Origin of the sequence: Allomuricauda sp. R78024 (assembly GCF_044596045.1) — a bacterium.
Classification (GTDB): domain Bacteria; phylum Bacteroidota; class Bacteroidia; order Flavobacteriales; family Flavobacteriaceae; genus Flagellimonas.
On record NZ_CP138995.1, the window covers coordinates 1964261 to 1987949 of the forward strand.

Annotated in this window: 21 protein-coding genes; 3 read left to right on the forward strand and 18 right to left on the reverse strand. The window is 37.2% G+C overall.

The annotated features are described in order from the left end of the window. Nucleotides 1-2 precede the first annotated feature (2 nt). The 8 genes from SJY44_RS08765 to SJY44_RS08800 form a co-directional block, all read right to left on the reverse strand. Nucleotides 3-1403 carry a tetratricopeptide repeat protein gene (locus SJY44_RS08765; RefSeq protein WP_396592073.1) on the reverse strand — a complete coding sequence of 467 codons (1401 nt, stop codon included), beginning with the start codon at nt 1401-1403 and terminating at the stop codon, nt 3-5. Between the two features lie 86 nt (nt 1404-1489). Then, nucleotides 1490-2686, reverse strand: coding sequence for an aspartate aminotransferase family protein (locus SJY44_RS08770; RefSeq protein WP_396592074.1), 1197 nt, complete (start codon nt 2684-2686; stop codon nt 1490-1492). Then, entirely contained in the window at nt 2686-4392 is a 1707-nt protein-coding gene (locus tag SJY44_RS08775) for an OstA-like protein (RefSeq protein ID WP_298928028.1), read from the reverse strand. Before SJY44_RS08775 ends, SJY44_RS08770 begins: the two co-directional genes overlap by 1 nt. Nucleotides 4393-4459: 67 nt before the next feature. Further along, nucleotides 4460-5728 (reverse strand): adenylosuccinate synthase, encoded by a 1269-nt coding sequence (locus tag SJY44_RS08780; RefSeq protein ID WP_396592075.1) that lies wholly within the window; start codon nt 5726-5728, stop codon nt 4460-4462. A gap of 12 nt (nt 5729-5740) precedes the next feature. After that, nucleotides 5741-6196 carry a transcriptional repressor gene (locus SJY44_RS08785; protein WP_298928023.1) on the reverse strand — a complete coding sequence of 152 codons (456 nt, stop codon included), beginning with the start codon at nt 6194-6196 and terminating at the stop codon, nt 5741-5743. Between the two features lie 42 nt (nt 6197-6238). Beyond that, the gene (locus SJY44_RS08790; protein WP_298928021.1) at nt 6239-8443 is read right to left on the reverse strand and encodes a RelA/SpoT family protein; all 2205 of its coding nucleotides are present in this window, start codon (nt 8441-8443) and stop codon (nt 6239-6241) included. Between the two features lie 44 nt (nt 8444-8487). Then, nucleotides 8488-9720: a M48 family metallopeptidase gene (locus SJY44_RS08795; RefSeq protein ID WP_396592076.1), complete on the reverse strand. Its 1233-nt coding sequence runs from the start codon at nt 9718-9720 to the stop codon at nt 8488-8490. A gap of 3 nt (nt 9721-9723) precedes the next feature. Next, nucleotides 9724-10527, reverse strand: a complete 804-nt coding sequence (locus tag SJY44_RS08800; RefSeq protein WP_396592077.1) for a TrmH family RNA methyltransferase — start codon at nt 10525-10527, stop codon at nt 9724-9726. Between the two features lie 67 nt (nt 10528-10594). Here SJY44_RS08800 and SJY44_RS08805 point away from each other — a divergent pair, with 67 nt between their 5' ends. Next, nucleotides 10595-11398, forward strand: coding sequence for a DUF6503 family protein (locus tag SJY44_RS08805; RefSeq protein ID WP_396592078.1), 804 nt, complete (start codon nt 10595-10597; stop codon nt 11396-11398). 58 nt (nt 11399-11456) lie between these two features. On the opposite strand, the gene SJY44_RS08810 is transcribed toward SJY44_RS08805, so the two are convergent. The 6 genes from SJY44_RS08810 to SJY44_RS08835 all read right to left on the reverse strand — a co-directional run bounded on the left by SJY44_RS08810 (nt 11457) and on the right by SJY44_RS08835 (nt 19674). Continuing rightward, entirely contained in the window at nt 11457-12749 is a 1293-nt protein-coding gene (locus SJY44_RS08810) for an amidohydrolase family protein (protein WP_396592079.1), read from the reverse strand. 11 nt (nt 12750-12760) lie between these two features. Continuing rightward, nucleotides 12761-15703: an amidohydrolase family protein gene (locus SJY44_RS08815; protein ID WP_396592080.1), complete on the reverse strand. Its 2943-nt coding sequence runs from the start codon at nt 15701-15703 to the stop codon at nt 12761-12763. Nucleotides 15704-15767: 64 nt separating this feature from the next. Then, on the reverse strand, nt 15768-16835 hold the full coding sequence (locus SJY44_RS08820; RefSeq protein WP_396592081.1) for a DUF3810 domain-containing protein: 1068 nt from the start codon (nt 16833-16835) through the stop codon (nt 15768-15770). A 153-nt stretch (nt 16836-16988) separates the two neighbouring features. Further along, nucleotides 16989-18098, reverse strand: a complete 1110-nt coding sequence (locus tag SJY44_RS08825; RefSeq protein ID WP_396592082.1) for a peptidylprolyl isomerase — start codon at nt 18096-18098, stop codon at nt 16989-16991. A 5-nt stretch (nt 18099-18103) separates the two neighbouring features. Continuing rightward, nucleotides 18104-18661, reverse strand: a complete 558-nt coding sequence (gene gldI / locus SJY44_RS08830) for a gliding motility-associated peptidyl-prolyl isomerase GldI (RefSeq protein ID WP_396589419.1) — start codon at nt 18659-18661, stop codon at nt 18104-18106. Then, nucleotides 18658-19674 carry a bifunctional oligoribonuclease/PAP phosphatase NrnA gene (locus SJY44_RS08835; RefSeq protein WP_396589420.1) on the reverse strand — a complete coding sequence of 339 codons (1017 nt, stop codon included), beginning with the start codon at nt 19672-19674 and terminating at the stop codon, nt 18658-18660. Before SJY44_RS08835 ends, gldI begins: the two co-directional genes overlap by 4 nt. Nucleotides 19675-19989: 315 nt before the next feature. Between SJY44_RS08835 and SJY44_RS08840 the strand changes: the two genes are divergently transcribed. Beyond that, nucleotides 19990-20409, forward strand: coding sequence for a nucleoside-diphosphate kinase (locus tag SJY44_RS08840; protein ID WP_109662234.1), 420 nt, complete (start codon nt 19990-19992; stop codon nt 20407-20409). 56 nt (nt 20410-20465) lie between these two features. Here SJY44_RS08840 and SJY44_RS08845 read toward each other — a convergent pair whose 3' ends face one another. Genes SJY44_RS08845 through recF form a run of 4 tightly spaced genes read right to left on the reverse strand, consistent with a single transcriptional unit; the run spans nt 20466 to nt 22799 of the window. Further along, entirely contained in the window at nt 20466-20972 is a 507-nt protein-coding gene (locus SJY44_RS08845; protein ID WP_396589421.1) for a GNAT family N-acetyltransferase, read from the reverse strand. 27 nt (nt 20973-20999) lie between these two features. After that, nucleotides 21000-21296 (reverse strand): DUF721 domain-containing protein, encoded by a 297-nt coding sequence (locus SJY44_RS08850; protein WP_396589422.1) that lies wholly within the window; start codon nt 21294-21296, stop codon nt 21000-21002. Then, the gene (locus SJY44_RS08855) at nt 21296-21718 is read right to left on the reverse strand and encodes a hypothetical protein (RefSeq protein WP_396589423.1); all 423 of its coding nucleotides are present in this window, start codon (nt 21716-21718) and stop codon (nt 21296-21298) included. The genes SJY44_RS08850 and SJY44_RS08855 overlap by 1 nt, the downstream gene beginning before the upstream one ends. 1 nt (nt 21719) lies before the next feature. Further along, complete coding sequence (recF, locus tag SJY44_RS08860) at nt 21720-22799, reverse strand: DNA replication/repair protein RecF (RefSeq protein ID WP_396589424.1); 1080 nt, start codon at nt 22797-22799, stop codon at nt 21720-21722. A 126-nt stretch (nt 22800-22925) separates the two neighbouring features. Between recF and SJY44_RS08865 the strand changes: the two genes are divergently transcribed. Next, the gene (locus SJY44_RS08865) at nt 22926-23687 is read left to right on the forward strand and encodes a tol-pal system YbgF family protein (RefSeq protein ID WP_396589425.1); all 762 of its coding nucleotides are present in this window, start codon (nt 22926-22928) and stop codon (nt 23685-23687) included. Nucleotides 23688-23689: the final 2 nt, after the last annotated feature.

Consider the following 23689-nt stretch of genomic DNA (forward strand, 5'->3'; position numbering starts at 1 on the left):
AACTATGTAGATGTTTTTTTGATTTCAGAAACTAAGGTTTGCAACCACTTTACCTTATTGAATTCTGGGAATTCATCTTCAAACAACTGCAATTTTTCAATATCCAATTGCATGGCCTCTGCCAATTTCTCTCTAGCATTTAGAATTTCGTTGTTTTTAAGGTAAACTCCTGCGAGTTTGTACTGGAGTTCTGCACTTTCAGGATAAAATTCAAGTCCTTGAATGATTACTTGGGTCGAAGACCCAAAATCTCCTAACTTTTTGAGCACATCTGCCCAATTTTTCCACGTATCTAATTCATAATTCCCTAAATCAACAGCTTGCTTGTATGCAAAATCCGCCTCATCAAAATTATTGAGGGCAAAATAAATTTTTGCACATTTTTTCCAATACAAAGGATTTTCACCATCAATATTTATGGCCTTGTTGATGTAATACAAGGCTTTTTCATAGTTCTCCAGCTTATAATGGAAATCGGTTATTGCCAACCAGCCTTTATCCAATAATGGATCTTCGTGAACTGTATTGTAGTAATAGTATTTTGCTAGGTCGTTATTGCCCAATTTTTCATGGCACCTTCCTATCCTTAGATAAGCATGTGATGTTGGGTCTTCTATAGAGATGGTAGTTTCGTAATTCTCAATGGCTTCGTTATACTTGCCAAGTTTTTCTAGAACTTTTCCTTTTTCAAAATAAGCTCCAATGAAAGAATCGTCAGAGATAATGGCAAAATCAAATGCGGCTAAGGCTTCTTTGTACATGTCCATACTATAGTACATTTTACCCAATTGGTGCCATGCAACCTCGCAATATGGATTTCGCTCTAAATAATCATTCAAATAGTGAATGGCACCATCAAAATCCTCTAAAAACTCAAAGCAGTAGATTACGTTGTACAAAGAAGAATAATCTCTATCATCAAATTCCACGCACCTCATAAAACTACGTTTTGCGCTTTCAAAATCATCCATGAACAGGTATTCCATACCTAAAAGTGAATAGATATCAAAACTATCCTCAGTTCTGTGGAGTGCCTCCAAAAGCAGGTTTACCGCTTCTTGATGATTATCTTGTTTGGATTGAATGTTGGCCCGTTGTATGTAGATTTCCTCGTTGTGGGAATCAATGTTTTGGAGTTCATCCAACAATTTTTCTGCAGTTTCAAACTTGTCTTCAAAAACCAGAATCTCAACACGTAATAATTTTAATTCCAATGAGTTAGGATGTTGCTCCAAGCCTATTTGGATGGCTTTTTTACCCAATGAGACTTTTCCATTATTTAAATAATAGTGAATGATTTCCTCAAAGTCCTCTGCATCAAAAAAGTAGACATCGTCTGTCTTGAGCATGGACTCAAATTTACTTATGGATTTGTCAGGATATTCGTTAGAATCTAACGCCATAGGAACGAGTTTGGTTTAACTATGGACTTAAAATTAGCCCTTTGAGGCTATCCTTAAGTCTTTGTTTGGGGTATGTTATCAACAAATTAGTTAACAGCAGTGGGTTTGTAATCGTTTAAAATACCAATGATTTGGTCGCATCCTATCGCTATTTCTTTCATTGAAATGGTCAATGGTGGTGATATCCGAACCGCTTTGGATTCAAAAAGCAACCAGAAAAGAATAAGTCCTTTTTTGGCAGCTGTCAACACTAAATAATTGACAATTTCCTCATTGTCTAATAGCAAAGCAAGCATTAAACCCTTACCTCTTACTTCTTTAATCAAAGGATGTACCAAAAGGGTTCTAAATAGATTTTCTTTCTCTAGTGTTTGTTCAATGAGCTGTTTTTCAGTGATTTCTTGTAATGTTGCCAAGCTGGCAGCCGCAATTACTGGGTTCCCGCCAAATGTGGTGATATGACCCAATTTTGGATTTATCTGTAAGGTGTCCATCATCTTTTTTGAAGAAACAAATGCTCCCACGGGTAGCCCTGCAGCCATTCCTTTACCTAATACCAAAATATCTGGGATACAGTTAAAATGCTCAAAAGCGAATAGTTTTCCTGTTCTTCCAAACCCAGGTTGAATTTCATCTAAAATCAATAGGGCTCCAACTTGATCACAGCGTTCTCTAACTTTCGCCAAATACCCATTTTCTGGAAGAATGAATCCAGCACCACCTTGTATGGTTTCTAGGATTATAGCCGCTGTTTTTTCCGTAATCTGTTCTAAATCCGCTTCTACGTTAAATTTGATAAAGGAAACGTCTGGGATTAATGGCCTAAATGCACTTTTGCGCTCTTCATAACCCATTAAACTTAGGCTCCCCATTGTATTTCCATGATAGGCGCGATGGGCGGCAATAAGTTGTGAGCGCCCAGTATACCTTCTCGCTAATTTTATGGCACCTTCAATAGCTTCTGTTCCTGAGTTAACCAAATAGGTTGTTTCCAAGTTTTTGGGAAGCTTTGACGCCAATAATTTGGTGAATTCTACAGCGGGTTGCTGAATGTACTCTCCGTATACCATTACATGCATATATTTTTCAAGCTGTTCTTTTACAGAGTTTATAACCCTTGGGGGACAGTGACCCAAGCTGCATGCAGAAACTCCTGCAACAAAATCTAAATGTGCCCTACCTTGATTATCATAAATGTAACTACCCTTTGCATGAGAAACTTCCATACCTAAGGGATGTGCTGTAGTTTGAGTTTGATATGTAAAAAAGTCATCTCTAAGCATTAGGGACTTTGTACTTTCTTTACGGTAGCTTCTTTTGGTTTTATAGCCTTGGTGGCTGATATTTTGTTTATTGGATCGTTTTCATTCTCCTGGCGTTCTTTTTCTTCTGCATCAATGTCTATAGGATTATCTATTCCGCGAATTTTTACAAGCTCTATGTTATTGTCATCTTCATCAAAAATATCATCCTTGCTCAGAATGCGTTCATCTCCCCGCCATATAAACCCTTTTAATTTTCTACTTTCCACCGGTAATTCCGTGTCCGGAAAAATATCCCCATCCGGATTTACAAAAAAGGTAATATCCTCAATATCATTGTTGGCCATTAGCAACCTTATCTTACTACAAATGGTTTTATCAATCCCTATCAATTCTTGGTCATCATTGTACATGTAGTAAATCACTTCTGTATTTCTGATTAGATCAATGATTTTAAGTTCGTTTTCTATGAACTTTCCATAAAGGTCCTTTCCCTTGGCTTGATTGTAACCCGTTTTACTAATGGTATCCAACGAAATAATGAAGGCATTCTCCAATACTTTGAGCGAATCCAATTTCTCGGTTTCTAAGTCAGAAATTAAGTGAATACTATCGCCTGTTATTTGATTATCTACATTCCAGAGGATTGGATTCTTGATCAATTGGGTAATTCCTGTTTTTTCTGCGGAATGAATAGAATCACATTTTCCACTTAAATCCGTTTTATAAAATTTTGCATTTCTAAAAGCGCGAAGAATACGGGCTTCTGGTTTGCCGGTTACCATTAGGGTGTCACCATGCATATAAAGGGAGTCTTGTTCCACCATACTAATTGAAACAGCCCTTTTGGTAGCAAAGACCGAGTCTTTGGCTTTGAAAACTTCGGCATAATGAGCTCTAATGACCCCATTGTTTATGGTGTCTGTTATTTGGATATTGTTGGTGGCAGATGCAAATTCAGACGTCTTGTCAAAATAAAGACTATCACCTAAAATGATTTTGTTATCATAATCTATTCTAGTGTTTTTTATACCATAGCCTTGTTCAATCTTGGTGTCATAAAATCCACGTTCACAGTATATTTTATATTCTTCACCGGTAATCGTTGAAGGTCCATACATATAAGCATTTTTAGAAATACGGTAATAGTCCAGTTGTTCAGAATCTATTATATATTCAGGATTGTCAATATGGACATTGTTTCGAAACTGTACTTTCTTCAATTCGGTAAAATAGGTGCCAATCTTACTGGTAAGCACATTAACTGAGTCAACGACTTTTCCTCCTGAATTGTAGAATGATTCTTGTTTTTCCCTATTAAAATATAAAGTATCGGTGGTCAAGGTCATCTGGCCATCGGTAAGATCTACTTTTTCCCAGGCTTTGGCCAATTTTGAGTCACCATTATAGCTCATATAGCTACTGTTCATTTCAATAGAATCACCTTGTTGTAGCCTAACATTGCCTATTGCCTTTAAACGGTTTTCTTGGGAATAAAAGATTGCTATATCACACCACAAATCCGCTCCTTGGTGTTCAAATTGAACTTGCCGCTCATCATCCTTGCTGAAAATTGAAGCCCCGGGAAATTGGGCCTCATCTTTAGTAAAATTGGCACCGTATACAATGTTTATCTGTCTACTTGCAGGTTCTTGCTCTTTTTCTTGAGCAATGGCAAAGAAAAATGAGAGGGTAAAAATGAAAAATGAAATTCTTTTCAAATCCATAGAATTTTGCCCAAAAGTAGGATTTTTAAGCAAAGTATAGATATAGATTTAGAAAGGTTTAGTATTCCTAGCGATGAATAGTCTGCGTTCTATCAGGTCCTACAGAAACAATTTTAATGGGAACGTTCAACTGTTCTTCCAAAAATGCAATGTAATCGTTTAGGGCAGGAGGTAACTCCTCAGCTTTAGTCAATTGGGTTAAGTCTTTGGCCCAACCTTTCATCTCTTTATAAACTGGAGTCACATTCTCGCTCTCAATATTATAGGGTAGATGTTGAATTTCTTCACCTTTGTACTTGTAAGCGGTACATAATTTTAGGGTTTTAAAGCCACTAAGGACATCCCCTTTCATCATCATTAATTCAGTAACGCCATTAATCTGAACAGCGTATTTTAAGGCAACAAGGTCAAGCCATCCACAACGTCTAGGTCTGCCGGTGGTAGCACCAAACTCGTTACCTACGCGACCCATAGTTTCACCATCATTATCAAACAGTTCGGTTGGGAAAGGGCCACTGCCCACTCTGGTGGTATATGCCTTAAAAATACCCAATACACGGCCTATTTTATTGGGAGCAACCCCTAAACCTGTACACGCTCCAGCGGCGGTGGTGTTAGACGAGGTAACAAAAGGATAAGTGCCAAAATCAATGTCCAGTAAAGATCCTTGTGCTCCCTCAGCCAATATTTTCTTGCCTTCATCCTGCGCTTTAAAGATGTACTCTTCGCTATCAATAAACTTTAATTGCTTCAAAGTTGCTACACCTTCATAGAATTCAGCTTCCAACTCGGTCAAATCATATTGGATATCCACGTTGTAAAATCCTATCATGGCCTCATGCTTATCTGCTAAAGCGCGGTATTTCTCTTTCCAATTCTCAAACTCTAAATCTCCAACACGCATACCATTTCTACCGGTTTTGTCCATGTAAGTTGGGCCAATCCCTTTTAAAGTAGAGCCAATCTTCGCTTTTCCTTTTGCGGCTTCTGAGGCTGCATCTAACAAACGATGCGTTGGCAAAATAAGATGAGCCTTTCTTGAGATAAAAAGTTTTGATATGATATCGATATCGAACTTTTCAAGATTGTCCAATTCTTTTTTAAAAATAACAGGGTCTATTACTACGCCGTTACCAACAACATTTATAGCGTTTTTATGAAAAATCCCAGAAGGAATAGTATGTAGTACGTGTTTTATGCCATCAAATTCTAAGGTATGCCCTGCATTGGGACCTCCCTGAAATCGAGCAATAATATCATAGTCTTTTGTAAGTACGTCAACAATTTTTCCTTTTCCTTCGTCTCCCCATTGGAGTCCAAGCAATAAATCTACCATGAAATGTATTGGTTATTCTGTTAGGTTTTCTTCTTTGTTTCTGGTTCCGTAGAAATATAAAGAGTGGTTGTTGATTTTAATATCAAAAACCTCCTCAATGGTTTTTTTTATAGATTGGATGCGTGGGTCACAAAACTCCACCACTTCTCCAGTATCTGTTAGGATAACATGGTCATGCTGACGGTCAAAATAAGATTTTTCGTATTGCGCCTGATTTTTTCCAAATTGATGCTTTCGTACCAGTTTACTGTCCAACAAAAGATCAATGGTATTGTATAATGTGGCACGACTGACCCTGTAATTTTTTGTCTTCATTTTTATGTAGAGTGATTCCACATCAAAATGATCTTCACTATTATATATTTCTTGTAAAATGGCGTAGCGTTCAGGTGTTTTTCGATGCCCTTTCTCTTCTAGGAAAGAAGTGAATACATTTTTTACAATTTCCTGATTTTTATTGTTCCCCATAGCTTTCTCACCAATGCTAAAGAACAAAGGTACAGCTAAAAATTAAATTCTGGTTACTTTGTCTATACCCTCTACCTGCTTCAAATTATTAATGAGTTTTTTAAGAATACTGTTGTTTTTTACTACTAGTGTTATTTTACCTGTAAAAGTACCGCCATCTGCACTAAAATTAAGGTTACGCATGTTAACATGCATATTATCCGATATAATATTGGTGATGTCATTAACCAGTCCTAAATTATCTATCCCAGTAATTTGAACATCTACGGTAAACTCTTCCTGGGAGGAATCTATCCATTTGGCAGACATAATTCTATAGGCATAGTTGGATTGTAAAGAAATGGCATTGGGGCAGTTCTTTTTATGAACTTTTATGCCATCATTTACACTCACAAAACCAAAAACATCATCTCCTGGAATTGGGTTACAGCATTGAGAAAGTTTATAGGTCAATTTCTCTTCCTCCCTTCCAAATACGAGCATATCATATTTGGTAGTTATTTCTTCCTTGTCAACGTCTTTTGGAGCAGGGTTTCTACGAATTCTATTTTTAAAGAAATTTAGGAAGGCGTTGTGGTATGAAGAAGCAAACTCCTTTATCCGTTCATTATCAATAACACCAATTCCTACCCTATAAAACAAATCCAAGCTGGTTTTAAGCTTAAAGAAAATCACCAGTTTGTTGACTGTATCTTCGTTGAGGTTTATTTTTTGCGATTTTAACTTCCTTCTCAGGGTTTCTTTTCCATCCGCAGCAATGCTCTTTTTTTCTTCACTTAATGAGGATTTAATTTTTGCCCGGGCTCTTGCTGTTTGTGCGTAGTCTAACCAACTTTGGCTAGGTTTGGCACTTTCAGAAGTTATGATTTCAACCTGATCACCACTATGGAGTTCTGACCCTAACGGAACCAATTTTCCGTTTACTCGCGCCCCACGTGTCTTCATTCCCACCTCTGTGTGGATGTGAAATGCAAAATCTAACGGAGTAGCACCTTTGGGCATTGATTTTAGTTCACCCTTGGGCGTAAACACAAAAATCTCTTTGGAATATAGGTTGAGTTTAAACTCCTCAACAAAATCAACAGCATTACTGTTAGAAGTTTCCAGTGCTTCCTGCAATCTGTTCAACCAATCCTCTATACCTTGTTCTTTTTGTTCTCCGTGTTTATATTTAAAATGTGCTGCATAGCCTTTTTCCGCAATTTCATGCATTCGTTCACTGCGTATCTGTACTTCCACCCATTTACCTTTTGGTCCCATTACGGTGATGTGCAGTGCCTCATAACCTGTGGATTTTGGTGAAGTTATCCAATCTCGTAACCGAATTGGATTTGGTGTAAAGTGATCCGTTACAATGGAATAGATTTTCCAAGCCAAAAACTTTTCATTTTTTTTATCGGACTTGTAAATGATTCTAACAGCAAATTTGTCATAGACTTCATCAAAAGAAACATTTTGGGCCTTCATTTTTCTTCGGATGGAAAAAATGGATTTCATCCGTCCTTTGATGTTGTAATTTAGACCTTCTTTATCAAGAGAATTTTTAATAACGTTTGAAAAGTCATCAATATATGCCGATTGATCCTCTTCTGTATCCTCAATTTTGGCTTGAATATCCTTATATACCTCAGGTTCGGTATACTTTAAACTAAGGTCTTCTAGATGAGTTTTAATATTGTAAAGTCCAATTCGATGTGCTAACGGAGCATAGATATAGAGTGTTTCCGAAGCTATTTTTACTTGCTTATGCTCAGGCATGGAATCCATTGTGAGCATATTGTGGTAACGGTCTGCTATTTTGATGATGATCACCCTAACATCATCATGCAGTGTCAATAACATTTTTCTAAAGTTCTCAGCCTGCTGGCTGATATCTTTATCTTTTTTTAAGTGGGATATTTTGGTTAGCCCATCAACAATACGAGCAACACTTTCTCCAAACATGCGCTCAATATCATCTAAAGTGTAAGGCGTGTCTTCAACAACATCATGCAGAAGGGCGGAAGCAATGGAAACTGCATCGAGGCCAATTTTTGAGGCCACAATTTTTGCTACCGCAATAGGATGGAATATATACGCTTCACCAGATTTTCGACGTTGGTCTTTGTGGGCATCAACGGCCACATCAAAAGCAGAGCGTATCAATTTCTTGTCCTTATCGGACAAGGTTTGATAGCTGATACGAAGCAATTCTTTATACTGCTTCGCAATCTCTTTGTTCTCTTTCTCAATAGCAGCCTCCGTCATAGTATATTAAAATTACCACAATCTTTAAAGGTAACCAACAAAAATCATGCCTTTAGGTTTCTAATGCGCTCTACTAGAGGAGGGTGGGAGTAATGCACAAATACATAGGCCGGGTGTGGGGTCAAGTTGCTTAAATTATTTTTTGACAACTTTTTTAATGATGTCACCAAAGGTGTTGCAGCAAAGGTTTTCTTGGCATAATCATCTGCTTGGAACTCAAATTTTCTTGACAAATAGTTCATGGCAAGTCCTGTAACTTCTGAAATTGGACTGTAGAGCAAAACAAAACCTACAAGTCCGGCATGAAAGCTCGGTGTTGATACGCCAATAGCTAGCGATATTTCTGGACTGTTTATGAACAAAGACAGTATAAAAAGTGTAAATCCGGTCAAGCCTAAAGAAACCAATAGATTGAAAATAATATGTTTCCGTTTGTAATGACCCACCTCATGAGCCAAAACTGCCACAATTTCTTCTTCACTTAGATCATTGATTAATGTATCAAACAATGTAATACGTTTTTCCTTTCCAAATCCAGAAAAGTAGGCATTTGCTTTAGTTGATCTTTTAGAACCATCAATGACAAAAATGTTTTTAAGCTCGAAGCCTACGTTTTTAGCATAATTTTCAATGGCGCTTTTTAAACTGCCATCGGTTAAAGGCGTTTGTTTATTGAATAGCGGAACGATCAATCGGCTATAAAATAGATTCATGAACAAAATAATGGCACTTATTAAAATCCAAGTATAAATCCAAAAGTTTGATCCCGTCCATTGATAAAAAAGTATGAATAGGGATAATATTCCTCCTCCAAAAATTATAGTAAGCACCCAACCTTTGATCTTGTCCAAGAAAAAAAGCTTTTTGGTTGTTTTGTTGAAACCATATTTTTCTTCAATTACAAAAGTTTGATAGTAAGAAAAAGGTGTTCCCAAAATACTGCTTCCCAAAAGCATGAATCCAAAGAAAATTAATGCCATGGGAATTGTCTTATCCGTAATTGAACGAGTAATGGAATCAATCCATTCAAACCCTCCAAAGAATAAAAAGGAAAGGGTCAGAATCAATGAAAACCCATCAGAAAAGAGTCCAAATCGGTGATTTGTTAATTTATACTTTTGAGATTTTTGATATTCTACATCATCAAAAACATCACTCAGTTCAGATGGAACATTAGATGTGAAGCGTTTTGCATTAAGGTACTCCAACACCTGGTGAACCAGGTATTGAATTACTAAAATGATAATGATTGTGTAGAAGAGAGTAGTTTTTTCCATAGGCTAAAATCCGCGTTGCCGCTTCGCTTCAAATATAAGTATTGCCGCCGACACAGAAACGTTCATAGAATCTATTTCACCCTGCATCGGGATAATTAGGTTTTGGTCGGAATTTTGAAGCCAAGCCTCGGTAAGACCTGTTGCTTCGGTCCCCACCACAATCGCAGTGGCGCCTTTAAAATTGCAATCTACATAGTTCTTGGATGCCGTAAGCGCAGCGCAGTATACTCTAATCTCTTTTTCTTTTAGAAAATGGATGATTTCTTCCGTGGTACCCGCGCCAATTTGGTTAGTGAATACGCAACCTACACTGGAGCGAATAATATTTGGGTTATAGATATCCGATTTTGGGTTGGCAATAAAAACTGCATCAACGGCAGCTGCATCTGCTGTTCTTAATAACGCTCCAATATTACCTGGTTTTTCAGGTGCTTCCGCTACCAAAATCAAGGGATGGTCATTTTTAAACGTAACTTTTTCCAGACTATGTCCTTTGCTTTTGGCTATGGCCAATACGCCTTCTGTGGTTTCCCTATATGCTAGTTTCTCATAAACTGGACTAGATATCTGTATAATCTCGACGTTGGGATTTTTGAGTACAGGGTGAACCGCAAAATCAGTTAAGATTTCTGGACAAAATAAAATAGTCTCCAGAATAAAACCTCCTTTTTGCGCCAGTTCAATCTCACGTAGGCCTTCCACTATAAAAAGTCCAGTTTTCTTTCGTTCCCTAGACTTTTCTTTAAGGAGCAATATCTTCTTTACCAAAGGGTTTTGGATACTGCTGATTAATTTGGTTTCCTTCACACATCAAAAATACGTAATCTTGTAATCTTAAGAAGGAATTTCCGACAAAGCGGCAAACTATACAACTATGAAGAAAGCAACGATCCTATTTCTTGCACTTGCTATTGGAGCATGCAAACCTGCTACTAAAAAAGAAGAAGCCACAGATACTGTTCAAGAAGAAACGGTTGAATCTAAACCCAATTTTCCAGAGGCTTTGGTAAAAGTTTTTGATGCCCATGGAGGGTTGGCAACATGGAAAGAGCAGCGTACACTAGCATATGAAATGCCAAAAACTGATTTTACAGAAACGCATACTATAGATTTATGGTCTAGAAAGGATCGAGTAGATGCTGGGCAGTTCTCGTTAGGGTCCGATGGTAAAGAAGTTTGGCTTTTGGATACAGAGAAGACCTATAAAGGAGATGCCGGGTTTTATCATAACCTGATGTTCTATTTTTATGCCATGCCCTTTGTTTTAGCTGATGATGGCATTATCTATTCAGAGGTCGAAGATTTGGTTTATGAGGATAAAAGTTATCCAGGTATTAGAATCTCATATGAATCTGGAGTGGGTACGTCATCTAAAGATGAATACTTTATTTATTTTGATTCAAATACCAATCAAATGGAATGGTTGGGATACACAGTAACCTATAGAACAGGCGAGGTGTCAGAAACCATTAAATGGATTAGGTACGATGATTGGCACAAGGTTGAAGGTTTGGTCTTACCAAAATCAATTACATGGTATAATTTTGAAGGCACTAAGATTTTAGATGCAAGAAGTACAGTTGAATTTGAGAACATTACTTTGAGCAAGAGCTCTAAACCGCATGAGTTTTATGCCAAGCCCGAAAAGGCAGAATTTGTGACAGTAAAAAAGAACTAAAGAAATATACACTACAATAGAGAGCGGCGTTCCAAGGAACGCCGCTTTTATTTTCTCTTTACTTTCCTTCGTATTTGCCCATATAGCGTTTCCAAAGTTTGGTTTGGTGGGTTTCTAAAGAAATATCCCTACCATCAATAAAAGCTCTTGAAAGTTGATTGGTTCGCATATCCAAGGCATCTCCTTCAGAAATAAACAATGTTGCACTTTTTCCAACCTCTAAGGTGCCATAATCGGAATCAATACCTAAGATTTTAGCTGTGTTTCCTGTTAATAATTGTACCGCTTTTTCCTTTTCTAACCCTTGCGCAACTACTTGACCTGCATAAAAGGGAAGATTTCTAGTTTGAAAGTTGGATGCAGATGCATTCTGTAAACCTACCAGCAAACCCGCTTCCATCAACAATTTTGGCAATTTGAAGGTGAAATCATAGTCATCATCATCATATTTTGGAAGAGTATGGGTAAAGTTCACCAAAACAGGAATGTTATGTTCTTTTAAGAAATCACTGATTTTATGTGCATGGTACCCTCCAACAAGTACAATATTTTTTGCCCCAGATTTCTTCACAGCGGTAATGGCGTCCATCATTTCTTTTTCACCATCGGCATAGATGTACAAATGTTTTGTTCCATTGAAGACACCTTGCATGGCGGCAAATGCAGCATTATTTTCCTTGGCACTGTCTTTTCCGTATGCGTTTGCATTTTGCATAAAGGTTTTAACCTCGTTTGCTTGCTTTTGGTAGTCTTTGTTAGGGATAAAACCATTGGGCTCTCCCATCCACCATCGGCCTCTTCTGAAAATTGCTGGCCAATTCAAATGAATTCCATCATCCACCTTTACAGTTGCGTCTTCCCAGTTCCAAGCATCAAATTGCACAATTGACGATGTACCCGAGATTCTTCCTCCCTTGGGAGTAATTTGTCCTAACAAAACTCCATTGGGACGCATACTTTCCACAACTTTTGATTCTGCGTTGTAGGCTATAATGCTCCTAATGTGCGGGATAATGTCGCCAATTTCATCTTGGTCATTACTTGCCCTAACTGCATTTACTTCAACCAACCCTAAAGACTTTCCTGGAGCTATAAAGCCTGGGTAGATGTGTTTTCCGCTTGCATCTATAATTTGGCCTTTGCTTTCTACTTCAGAACCACCTATGGCCGTTATTTTTCCATTTTCAAATACTATGGTACAGTTCTCTTTGATGGTACCGTTACCAACATGGGCTGTAGCTCCAGTAATCGTAATTGTTTCTTGCTGAACTGGAGCCGGTGTCTGTTGCGCTGTAGCTGGAAAAATGCTTATCAGCCCAAATAGTATAAATAGTGATATAATTTTTTTCATCGTATTATATTTTAAAGGCTTTCGCAGTGAAACTTTGGTTTTTTACTCTCTTTTGGACCTTGCATTTCTGCTCCATTTTCTTTCTCGTTCAACATCATATTAATGAGTTGACTTCGTTCCCGTTTTACAGATTCGCGAAGCATCTTATCTTTTTCTAGGTCGAAATAGACTGTACCTTCAATCATCGTTTTTTCTGCTTTTGCATACACAGAAAGGGGATGATTGTTCCACAATACTAAATCTGCATCTTTCCCAATTTCAATACTTCCTACCCGATTGTCGATGTGCAATAACTTAGCTGGATTCAAGGTCACTGTTTTCCAAGCCTCAATTTCTGACATACCACCATATTTAACTGTTTTACCAGCTTCTTGGTTCAATCTTCTGGACATTTCCGCATCATCACTGTTTATGGCCACTGTCACACCTTGACTGGCCATTATTGCCGCATTGTGGGGGATCGCGTCGTTTACCTCGTACTTGTAGGCCCACCAATCGCTAAAAGTTGAACCTCCCACTCCGTGCTCGGCCATTTTATCAGCTACTTTATAACCTTCCAAAATGTGCGTGAAGGTGTTTACCCGAAAATTGAATTTTTCTGCCACTTTCATCAACATATTGATTTCACTTTGCACATAGGAGTGACAACTAATAAAACGTTCTCCGTTTAAAATCTCCGCTAGGGTTTCCATTTCTTCATCATGACGAACAGGTAGCCCCGACTTCTTTTTGGCATCATATTCCTTGGCACGTTGAAAGTAATCTACAAAGAGTTGTTCCACACCCATTCTTGTTTGTGGAAAACGTGAAAAACTTTGCCAGTTGGATTGTTTTACATTTTCTCCCAAGGCAAACTTTATAAATTTAGGCGAGTTTTGGAATATGAGTCCATCAGCACTTTCGCCCCATTTTAATCGTAAAATGGCTGAGCGCCCTCCAATAGGATTTGCGGAGCCATGAAGTAACTGAATCGCAGTCACTCCACCGGCCAAATTTCTATAAATATCCATGTCCTTGGGATCAACAACATCCGTCATTTTTACTTCAGCAGTAGAATTGTGCCCTGCCTCGTTTATGGCCAAGGCCCCAATATGCGAATGTTCATCAATGATACCCGCGGTTAAATGTTTTCCAGTTGCATCTACTACCTTGGCATTTCCAGCACTAAGTTCCTTTCCAATTTTGGTAATCTTACCATTTTTCACCAGAACATCTGTAGTTTCCATAATGGTTTCACCAGTCCAAACCGTTGCATTTTTAAAAAGAACATTTTCTTGTTTAGGCTTTGTTTTGTATCCGTAACCCACATTTGGATAGGAGAGGGGCATCAACTTTGGAGTATTGATTATAGCATCTTTTTTGGCTCTTTCCTCAAAAGAAGCTGTTTTACGAACGGTTACTGAAGATTCGTTTCCGTTAGGTAGTGTTATTTTACCTTTAATGTTTTCAGAATCTGGAGTAATAAGTGCTATTAACCTGTATGATTTTCCATCGTTGTTGGAAAAGGACAAATTCAACCAATCTGCTTTGTAATCAATTTTTGAATCGAGTTTTTCCTCACCCTGCTTTACCTCTGCTTTGGGCTTGTTTGTTTCCCCTGTTATGGATAGGAGGTATGTTGCTCCGTCTGCGGTAAGATTGTAATCACCTCGAATATCCTCTCGGTCTTTAGAATTGATGACATTTTTTACTCCTTGCACCCAATTTTCATGCAAAATGCTTCCTTTTTCGAAAATGTCTCCAGAGGCAATCAACAAGTTTGCTTGTCTACCTACTTGTAAGGAACCTATTTGATTGGATTTTCCTAAAATGTTTGCAGGTACAGAAGTTAAGGCCTCCAAAGCTTTTGTTTTGGAAAGCCCATAATTAATGGCTTTCATGAGTTTTGATTTAAAATCTGAAGGAGACTTTAAATCATGTAAAGTGATAGAAAATTGAATTGCATTTTCTTCCAACACCTTTGGGTTGGAAGGAGCCAAATTCCAATGTCTCATGTCTTTTAGAGCAACATAATGTGCTTCATAAGGATTGGATACGTCATAAGCTTTTGGGAAGTTAAGCGGAACTATTAATTTGGCGTTGGTAGTTTTTACCTCTTTTATGTATTCGTATTCATCACCTCCAGCCAATATAGCATATTGAACTCCAAATTGATCACCAATTTTATCCGCTCTCAATACGTTCCCATTTTTTCCTGCAGCAAAAATCTGTGTCATTCCTTTGTTTTCTATCAAAGCTTCCAGCGAACGATCTTTGGTATCTATATTGCCTTTACTATACCAATCCATATCATAATACAACTGGCGCATTAACGAAGTAGCTCCCATTAAAGAAGTTGGGTAGGATTGATTCTTGGCAATACTTTTTTTGAAAGAGAAATATTGAGCTGATTTATCTTCTAATATCCTTTTGGATTCACTTCCCTGGTCGTTTAGGGCAACAAGAACACCAGAACCTCTTGCTATACCATCTTGGATATGGGAATTGACCACTCCAAAACCAGCTTTTCTAAGTTCTTGGGCTTTTTTATCATCATAACTAAAGCTCGAAATAGCATCGTTTTCAGGCATAATGTGATCGTTCCAGTAAAACCCTTCACGAGAAGCGTTGTATTGTGCTGATCTACCTCGGGTTTTAGCCTTCTCGGGTTTTTTTATACCAAAGCTTGAGAATACATCAATAAATGAAGGGTAAATGTACTTCCCTTCTAAATCTTCAACCACGGCATTTTTTGGAATGTTCACCGTGTTTCCTACCTGAACTACTTTTCCATTTTGGACAAGCAATGTTCCGTTTTCAATAACTTGGGTAGGAGTAACATAAATCTTGGCATTGGTAAATGCCATGTAATTGTTGTTTTTTGTTTTAACACCATCATTTTTTGGAAAATAATCTTGTGCAAACAAAGAGACACTTCCCAAAAGCAGGGAGAGTGTTAGGAGTCTCATTTTCATATAATACTTATTGGATTAGTCGCTTTAAAGGTAGCGGAAGTAGGGGTATTGTACAAGCTACAATTTAGAATATATACTTATCATGATAGTTAATCAAAAGACCCACTACTGAATTGTAGCTTTTGATGCCTTCCTGTTGATTATTCGCTTTTAAAAAGGTATTGAAAATGGACTTGAATACAGGTTCCAAAGGATTTTCATATTGCTTCCAAAATTCAGAAACCTCTTTAAAATTTTTTTTGACTCCGGGATTTAGTTGTTCAACAATTTCTTTAAGTTTTACATCATCTTTTCTTGATAAATCTGATAAGCAATAGGCCAAAGCATGGGAATAGGCGGTGTATTTAAAGTATACGTCTTCGTTTCGGACAGTGACCAAAAAACCTATAAAATTAGTAGCGTCTTCCGCAGAATAACCTAGCTGATGTCCCACTTCATGACCACTTACGGTCGGCAATCTGTAAAGAGGTGTTATTCCATTTACTTGGGCTTCATTGGAAAATGGGTTTAGGTAGCCTCCATACCCCATATAAGTTAAGGGAAGACTAAAAAGCGATGATTTAAGGCTTGGTCTTTTATACTCAAAACTTGGATAGCTTTCCTTTAGTAACCTATAACCATTTTTGGTTTTTTTAAATATTTCTTTTTTTGAATATGGGATTTTTACAGGATCAATACTGTCTCCTGTAATTTTGGTTTGGTAATGGTTAGCCTTTTCTGCCAAATATTGTGTAAAAGCGACTAATTCATTGTTAGTATATTCTTTTTCAATCCCCAGCTTCCACGTAATAGGCTGTCGGTAGTAATTCATTCCCCAAAGTAGATGGAATGCAAAATAGGTTATAGATAAAACCACTACGATGTCCTTTAAAAAAAGTAATGGCTTCTTTTTGATGGATTTTCGATGTATGTACAAGTATCTTCCTGCTAAGATAAAAAGTGCTAAATAAAAAAGATCGCCGATTGAAAAAGGCGCCCAACCAAAAAGCGTTCTTAAAAACCATGAGATGCCAGGATACAGTCCGTTACTATAATATTTTTCAATAAGCTCTGGATAGCTTCCAACCCATTTTACAAGAATTATTTGCAAGGGCAGGGCTATGGCAATAACTGTTTTAATTTTCTGTCCCATCAAAAATTAAAAAATATAGGAGGTGCTTTAAACTTCTAATCTAGTTCTTAATTATTAGATTGCCAATAAGCTTTTGGGTCTTAACAAACCTTTGGGTAAAAAATAAAAAAAGCCGCACATTGTGCAGCTTTTTTGGTGGATTCCTTATACATTTTATTCTTGTACGCCTGTAATTTCCAAATCAAAAACTAAATCAGAATTTGGAGGGATGGGGCCACCGCCTTGTGCTCCATATCCTAAATGAGGTGGAATAAATAAACGAATCTTATCTCCAACTTTCATAGTTTGAAGACCTTCTTTAAAACCAGGAATAAGGCGCGCTTCTGGACTATAATCCATCAATACAGGTGAATAGCCATTGCCTTGTTTTCTTTTAGCATCAAACTTATTGTGTCTTGTTGCTACTTCTTCATAATTGCTATCGAACAAATCACCATTGGGCAACCAACCTGCATAATTTACCAATACTTTCTGACCTATTTTCGGTTTTTCTCCATCTCCTTGGGTTATAGCGTAAATTTTCAATCCAGATGGAGTCTCCAATGCTTCTTCTTTTTGTTTGACGAGTACTGAAACCAAATCCTCTTTCATTTTTTTGAAAGCGGCTACCGCTTCTTCTTCTTCGGCAAAATAGTCAGTCATGATTTGGATGGCATCAAATTTTTTGGCCTCTTTACCATTTCTTACAATTTCCACTTTGTTCATTACCACATCAACATTGGGTTTGTTTGCTGGAGCACTGACCTCAACATTGGCAATTGTATCCACTACTTCCATTCCTATTACTACTTCTCCAAATACAGAGTGTCTTCCGTCTAGCCAAGGCGTTTCCTTATGTGTGATAAAAAACTGACTTCCATTGGTTTTGGGTCCTGAGTTGGCCATGGACAAAATTCCTTTTTTGGAATGACTAAGAGAATCATGGAATTCATCCTTGAACTTGTATCCAGGGTTTCCACTTCCAGTGCCAGTAGGATCACCACCCTGTATCATGAAATCTTTTATGATTCTATGAAAAATAATGCCGTCATAATACTTTTTTCCTTTAAGACTGTCAGCTACAAACGGGTTGTTGCCCTCTGCAAGGGATATAAAATTAGCAACGGTTACTGGAGTTTTTCCGTGCTCCAATTTTACAATTATATCACCTTGGCTGGTTTGTATATCCGCAAAAATTCCATCGCCTAAGTCAGCATATTTACTGGACTTACATCCAAGGAAAACTATTGAAAATAAAGTGATTAAAACAAGGGATTGTTTCATTGTTATTATGGTTTTAGATTTAAACTATCTTGATTAATAATGATTGTATGTAATTCGATTGTAGATTTTAAAGGAGTTTTAGGACCAATACTATTTCCGTCACCGTGATAGCTATATGCTAATAAAGAAGGAAACAGAAATGTTGCGCGCTCACTAATTTTAAGCAATTTAACTGCATTTTGCAAACCAGGAAATAGCTGCTCTTTGTCCACTACATACGAAGTGGGGCCAATGTCTTCCATACTATAGATGGTATCATTGTCCAGAGTCACAAGATTATAAGAAAACAATATCTGGTCATTGGTCTTTGGCGAATATGTAGCTGTATCGTTTTTGACTTCAAAAAAATATTTAAACCCACTTGGGCTTGCTAGATAATCATGAAGAGTATCCTTTTCAATAATGCCACTTATGATCTTTTCTTCCAGTTCCAATAACTGCTTATTGCGTTCCACGGATTCTTTAAAAAAACTACCAGATTTTACTTCTACTGGTCTTCTTGGTTCAGGACCTCCACAGTTTACCAAAAGAATTGCCGCAAAAATTAAAAAAAAAGCTCTCATGGGTTTAGTTGGCTTTTGTACGTTTTTAAGATACTATTGAATTGTTTAATGGTTTCTTCCATACTGATATCACTTCTTCCTCCAGCAGCATTGTCGTGTCCGCCGCCATTAAAATGATTCCTTGCAAACTCATTTACTGAAAAATCACCTATTGAACGGAACGAAATTTTTATAATACCTTCTTCTTTGTTTTCAATAAAAATCACTGCAAAAATAATTCCTTCCAGCGTTAATCCATAATTGACAAAACCCTCTGTATCCCCTTTCTTAAAATCATGCTTATCCAATTCCTCTTGTGTCAACGTAATATAGGCTGTGCTATATTCAGAAAGAATTACCATATTACTCAACGCTACGCCCAATAAATGAAGACGAGATGGGGAATTGGTATCGTAAATATTTTGATGAATCTCCATATTCTCTGCCCCACGATCTATTAAGTCCGCAACCACCCGATGCGTTCTACTAGAGGTTGACCTGTATTTAAACGAACCTGTATCCGTCATAATTCCTGTATACAGATTAGTGGCAATGGCTTTGGTGATGTCACTCAAACCATCCAAGTACTCTATAAAATTATAAACCATTTCGCAGGTAGAGCTCATACTTACATCTGAGTAGGTCACCTTGGCATAATCACTTGGTTGTTGATGGTGATCTATCATAATGAAATCTGCCTCTTTTTCTTTTAAAACAGCTCCCAATTGCCCTGTTCGGGATAAATCATTAAAATCCAAAGTAAATATTACCGTGGCTTCTTCAAGAGCTTTTTTGGATTGCGAATTTTCCTTTTCAAAGTTTAAGATGGCATCGCTTCCGGGCATCCATTTTAGAAATTTGGGATAATCATTTGGAGATATGACGGTAACTTGCAACCCTTTTCCTTTAAGGAAGTTTAGGAGCCCAAGGCATGAGCCTATGGCGTCACCATCAGGGTTCTTATGGGGTATGATTACGATTTTTTGGGGCTGGGAAAGAATAGACTTGACCGTCGTGATATCCTCTAAATTCATGCGGGCAAAGATACAATAATATAACATAGAGGTAAACCATGACCTCCTATTTTTGTTCGACCGATTTTAAAGTTATGCAACGCTTTTTCTTTTTTAAGCACTGTTGTTTTTGTCTTAGGGTGCAAGAAGAATCAAATGCCAATTTCATAGTTACTTCCGTTCCTAGTTTTAGAATTATTGAGTTGAACATGAAGAATAGAGAAGCCCATCTAAAAATAATGTGTGAAAATAGAATGGTTTTTCAAGAATTAAAACAGGAGTATTAAACCTTGTGCGTTGCTCGAAAAAACGTAAGTTTGCGCAAAATTTAAAAAAATGACTGGAAATAGAACATTTACCATGATAAAACCAGATGCTGTTGAAAACGGACATATTGGTGCAATTTTGGAAAAGATAACTGCTGCTGGATTCAGAATCGTAGCAATGAAATATACACAGTTAAGTAAAAGAGATGCTGAGGAATTCTACGCTATACATAAAGAAAGACCTTTCTTTGGAGAATTGGTTGAATTTATGACAAGAGGACCTATTGTACCTGCCATTTTAGAAAAGGACAATGCGGTTGATGATTTTCGTGCATTAATTGGAGCAACTAACCCGGCAGAAGCTGCTGAAGGAACTATTCGTAAATTATTCGCTACGAGTATAGGTGAAAACGCTGTTCATGGTTCTGACAGTGATGAGAATGCAGCAATAGAAGGTGCTTTCCATTTTTCAGGTAGGGAAGTATTTTAGTTTTTTGTTAGTAAAAACTTTTGAAAACATAAAAGCCACTCCTATCGAGTGGCTTTTCAATTTGAAAACAATAGAAGTTCTTCTTTACTTCCTTTTGGTTTTATTTTTCCCACTTCCTGAAGCCCAATTTTGTTGAGAAGGTGTTGCGATTTACTATTTTTTTGAGTGGTAATGCCTAAAATGGATTCCAACTTCAATGCTGATTTTCCGTACGCTAATGTCGCCTTACAAGCTTCGGTGGTATAACCCTTTCCTTCATATTCTGGCAGAATTGCAAACCCTATGTCTGGGCTATCCAAATAATCTCGTTTTACAAAGCCACATATGCCTATAGGTATTGAAGATTCTTTGAGACACATTTTATAAAGGCCATAGCCATGTTCTTTATAAGAGTTAATTAAACTGGAGTTTATATAGTTAACTGCTTGCTTATCCGTTTTTATACCCCTATCTCCAATAAACTCTATCCAATTTGGACTATTCAATAGTTTTTTAAAAAACTGGGAATCTTTAATGTTTGCTTCACAGATTATTAATCGGGTTGTTTCAATGATTCTTTTCACTTGATTCATGAATGACTTACCATACGGTTAACGAAGCACTATTTTCTTTACCAACTCTTTACCCAATTCCTCATTAAGCATAGCTATGATTTTGGTTTTTCCTAAACTCAACTCTTCTCTAAGTACTGAAGAAGAGAGTGATACAAAAAGAGTTTCGTTCCTAAGTTCAACTGCCGTAGTATAGTTGTTGACCCCGTTCCCCATTAATTTTACCCAAGCATCTTTGGCATTTACCCTATCCATACCTTTTTGAAGCTTATTTTCTTTTATAAACTCCCCAAGTGCATCACTCATAGGAATATGGGAATTGTGTCTTTTTGCCATTATTTTGGTATTGAAATAGGTTCGAACCGTTTATAGGAGTATAATATTCCATCTTCATTACGCACTGAAAAAGAAGTTGAATCTATTTGAATCAGCTTTTCTTCCCGTTCGCTTAAAGGGTTTTTGTAATGCAATGTAAAACTTTTGTCTATCCTGATTACCTCGAAAACTTCAGCATCATTAGAAGTATTATAGGTGCCGTCAAATTTGGGTTGTAGCTTTTTTCGGTAGCCTTTGGTGCCTTCCAATTGTATAAAGTCAACACTTGGGTTAATGGAATAGTTCTTTTCTGCACCATCTTGAAATGTAACTTCGGTAATTTCCCAATACCCATTTAGATAATGCAGATCTTCTTCTGATAGCGAAGTATCCTTGCATCCCCAAAAAGATAAAATCATAAAGAAAAGCAACATTTTCTTCATACTACAAGGTAAAGATTTTATAACTCTGTCTAATGTTTTTAACTACATTTTCGGTACGTTCCGCATGTGTGTCACTAATAAATATCTGGCCAAAATTATCATTGTCCACCAATGCCACAATCTGCGACACGCGATTTTCGTCCAGTTTATCAAAAATATCATCCAGCAGAAGGATGGGAGTGGTCTTGGCCTGTTCTTTTATAAAGTGGAATTGCGCTAGCTTTAAAGCAATCAAATAAGATTTTTGTTGCCCTTGACTACCAAATTTTTTAATGGGATGTCCAGCAATGGTAAAGTTGAGGTCGTCTTTATGGATTCCCACGCTCGTGTATTGTATAGCCCTATCCTTATCAACTGTAGTTTCCAAAAGTTCCAATAAGCTTTTGTCCAAGAGTTGACTTTCATAGGAAAGCATGATTTCTTCTTCCTTTTCAGATATGTGGGCATACTGTTCCTTAAAGATTGGAATAAAGGATGTTACAAAGGCCACTCTTTTTTGATGAATTTCTGTTCCCAGGGTATGTAATTGCTCATTGTAAATAGCTAGCGTATTGGGGTCAAAAGTATGATTGGCAACAAAATACTTAAGCAATGAGTTACGCTGCACCAAAACCTTATTGTACTTAATCAAGGTTTTTAGGTATTCTTTATCTGATTGCGAAATAACACCGTCCATAAATTTTCTACGAGTGTCACTTCCCTCTGTTATAAGGTCTCTATCTGAAGGGGAGATGATTACAAGAGGTAAAAAACCAATATGCTCTGAAAACTTTTCATAGGCCTTCCCATTTCTTTTAATGACCTTTTTTAAGCCACGTTTAAAGCTACAAATGATTTTTTCTGTCCTATTATCTTTTTCAAATTCGCCTTCAACTACAAAAAACTCGGTTTCATGTTTTATATTTTGGGTAGAAACCGGATTAAAATAGCTTTTCCCGAAAGAAAGGTGGTATATGGCATCCAAAATATTGGTCTTTCCCACACCATTATCGCCAACAAGACAGTTGATAACAGGGTCAAATTCTAGACTCTTGGAAGAGAAATTTTTGTAATTAACTAAAGACAAGTGCTTTAAAAACATAAAAAGCTAAAGGGATATTACATTTTTAGTCATTGAACGACTAATTAAAGATTCCAAAAATAACGAATAAATTACCTTTTGGTTTTGGATAAAAACTTTATTTTTGCGCGATTAATCAAATGAAGAATGGCAACATACAAGAAGCGAGGCTTTAAGCCAAAAAATAAGGTTGAAGAAGCTCAATTAGATGAGCAGAACAGTACAACGGCTGAAGTATTTAGTACTTTGGATGAAAGTGCTTCCAAAACCGAGGCTTGGGTTCAGAAAAACCAGAATTACATTTTGGGCGCGATTGGTGCCATTGCTATAGGTGTTTTAGGGTATTTGGGGTACAATGAATTTATTCAAAAACCAAAGGAAGCATCTGCGGCTAATGAACTTTTTTATCCGCAACAATATTTTGATCAGGCATTGACAAACGAGACGGCTAAGGATTCATTGTTTACTTTGGCCTTAAATGGGGCAGAGGGTAAATATGGTTTTCTGGATATTATTGAAGAATACAAAGGAACCAAAGCGGCTAACCTTGCTAAATATTCTGCGGGAATGACCTATTTGAACATGCAGCAATATGACGAGGCCATTGCTAATTTGGAGAGTTTTTCTTCAAGTGATGCAGTTTTAGGAGCCATGGCTAAGGGGGGAATGGGTGATGCTTTCTCTCAATTGGGTCAGAATGAAGATGCTTTGGAGTATTACGAAAAAGCGATTGCACATAGCAATAATGAATATACTGCCCCCAGATTTTTATACAAAGCGGGTGTTATTGCCATGGATTTAAACCAAAAAGAAAAAGCATCAAGCTTTTTTGAGCGCATCAAAAATGAATATTCTTCCTCTCAAGAGGCAAATGGAATAGATGTACTTATTGGACTAGCCAAAAATTAGGC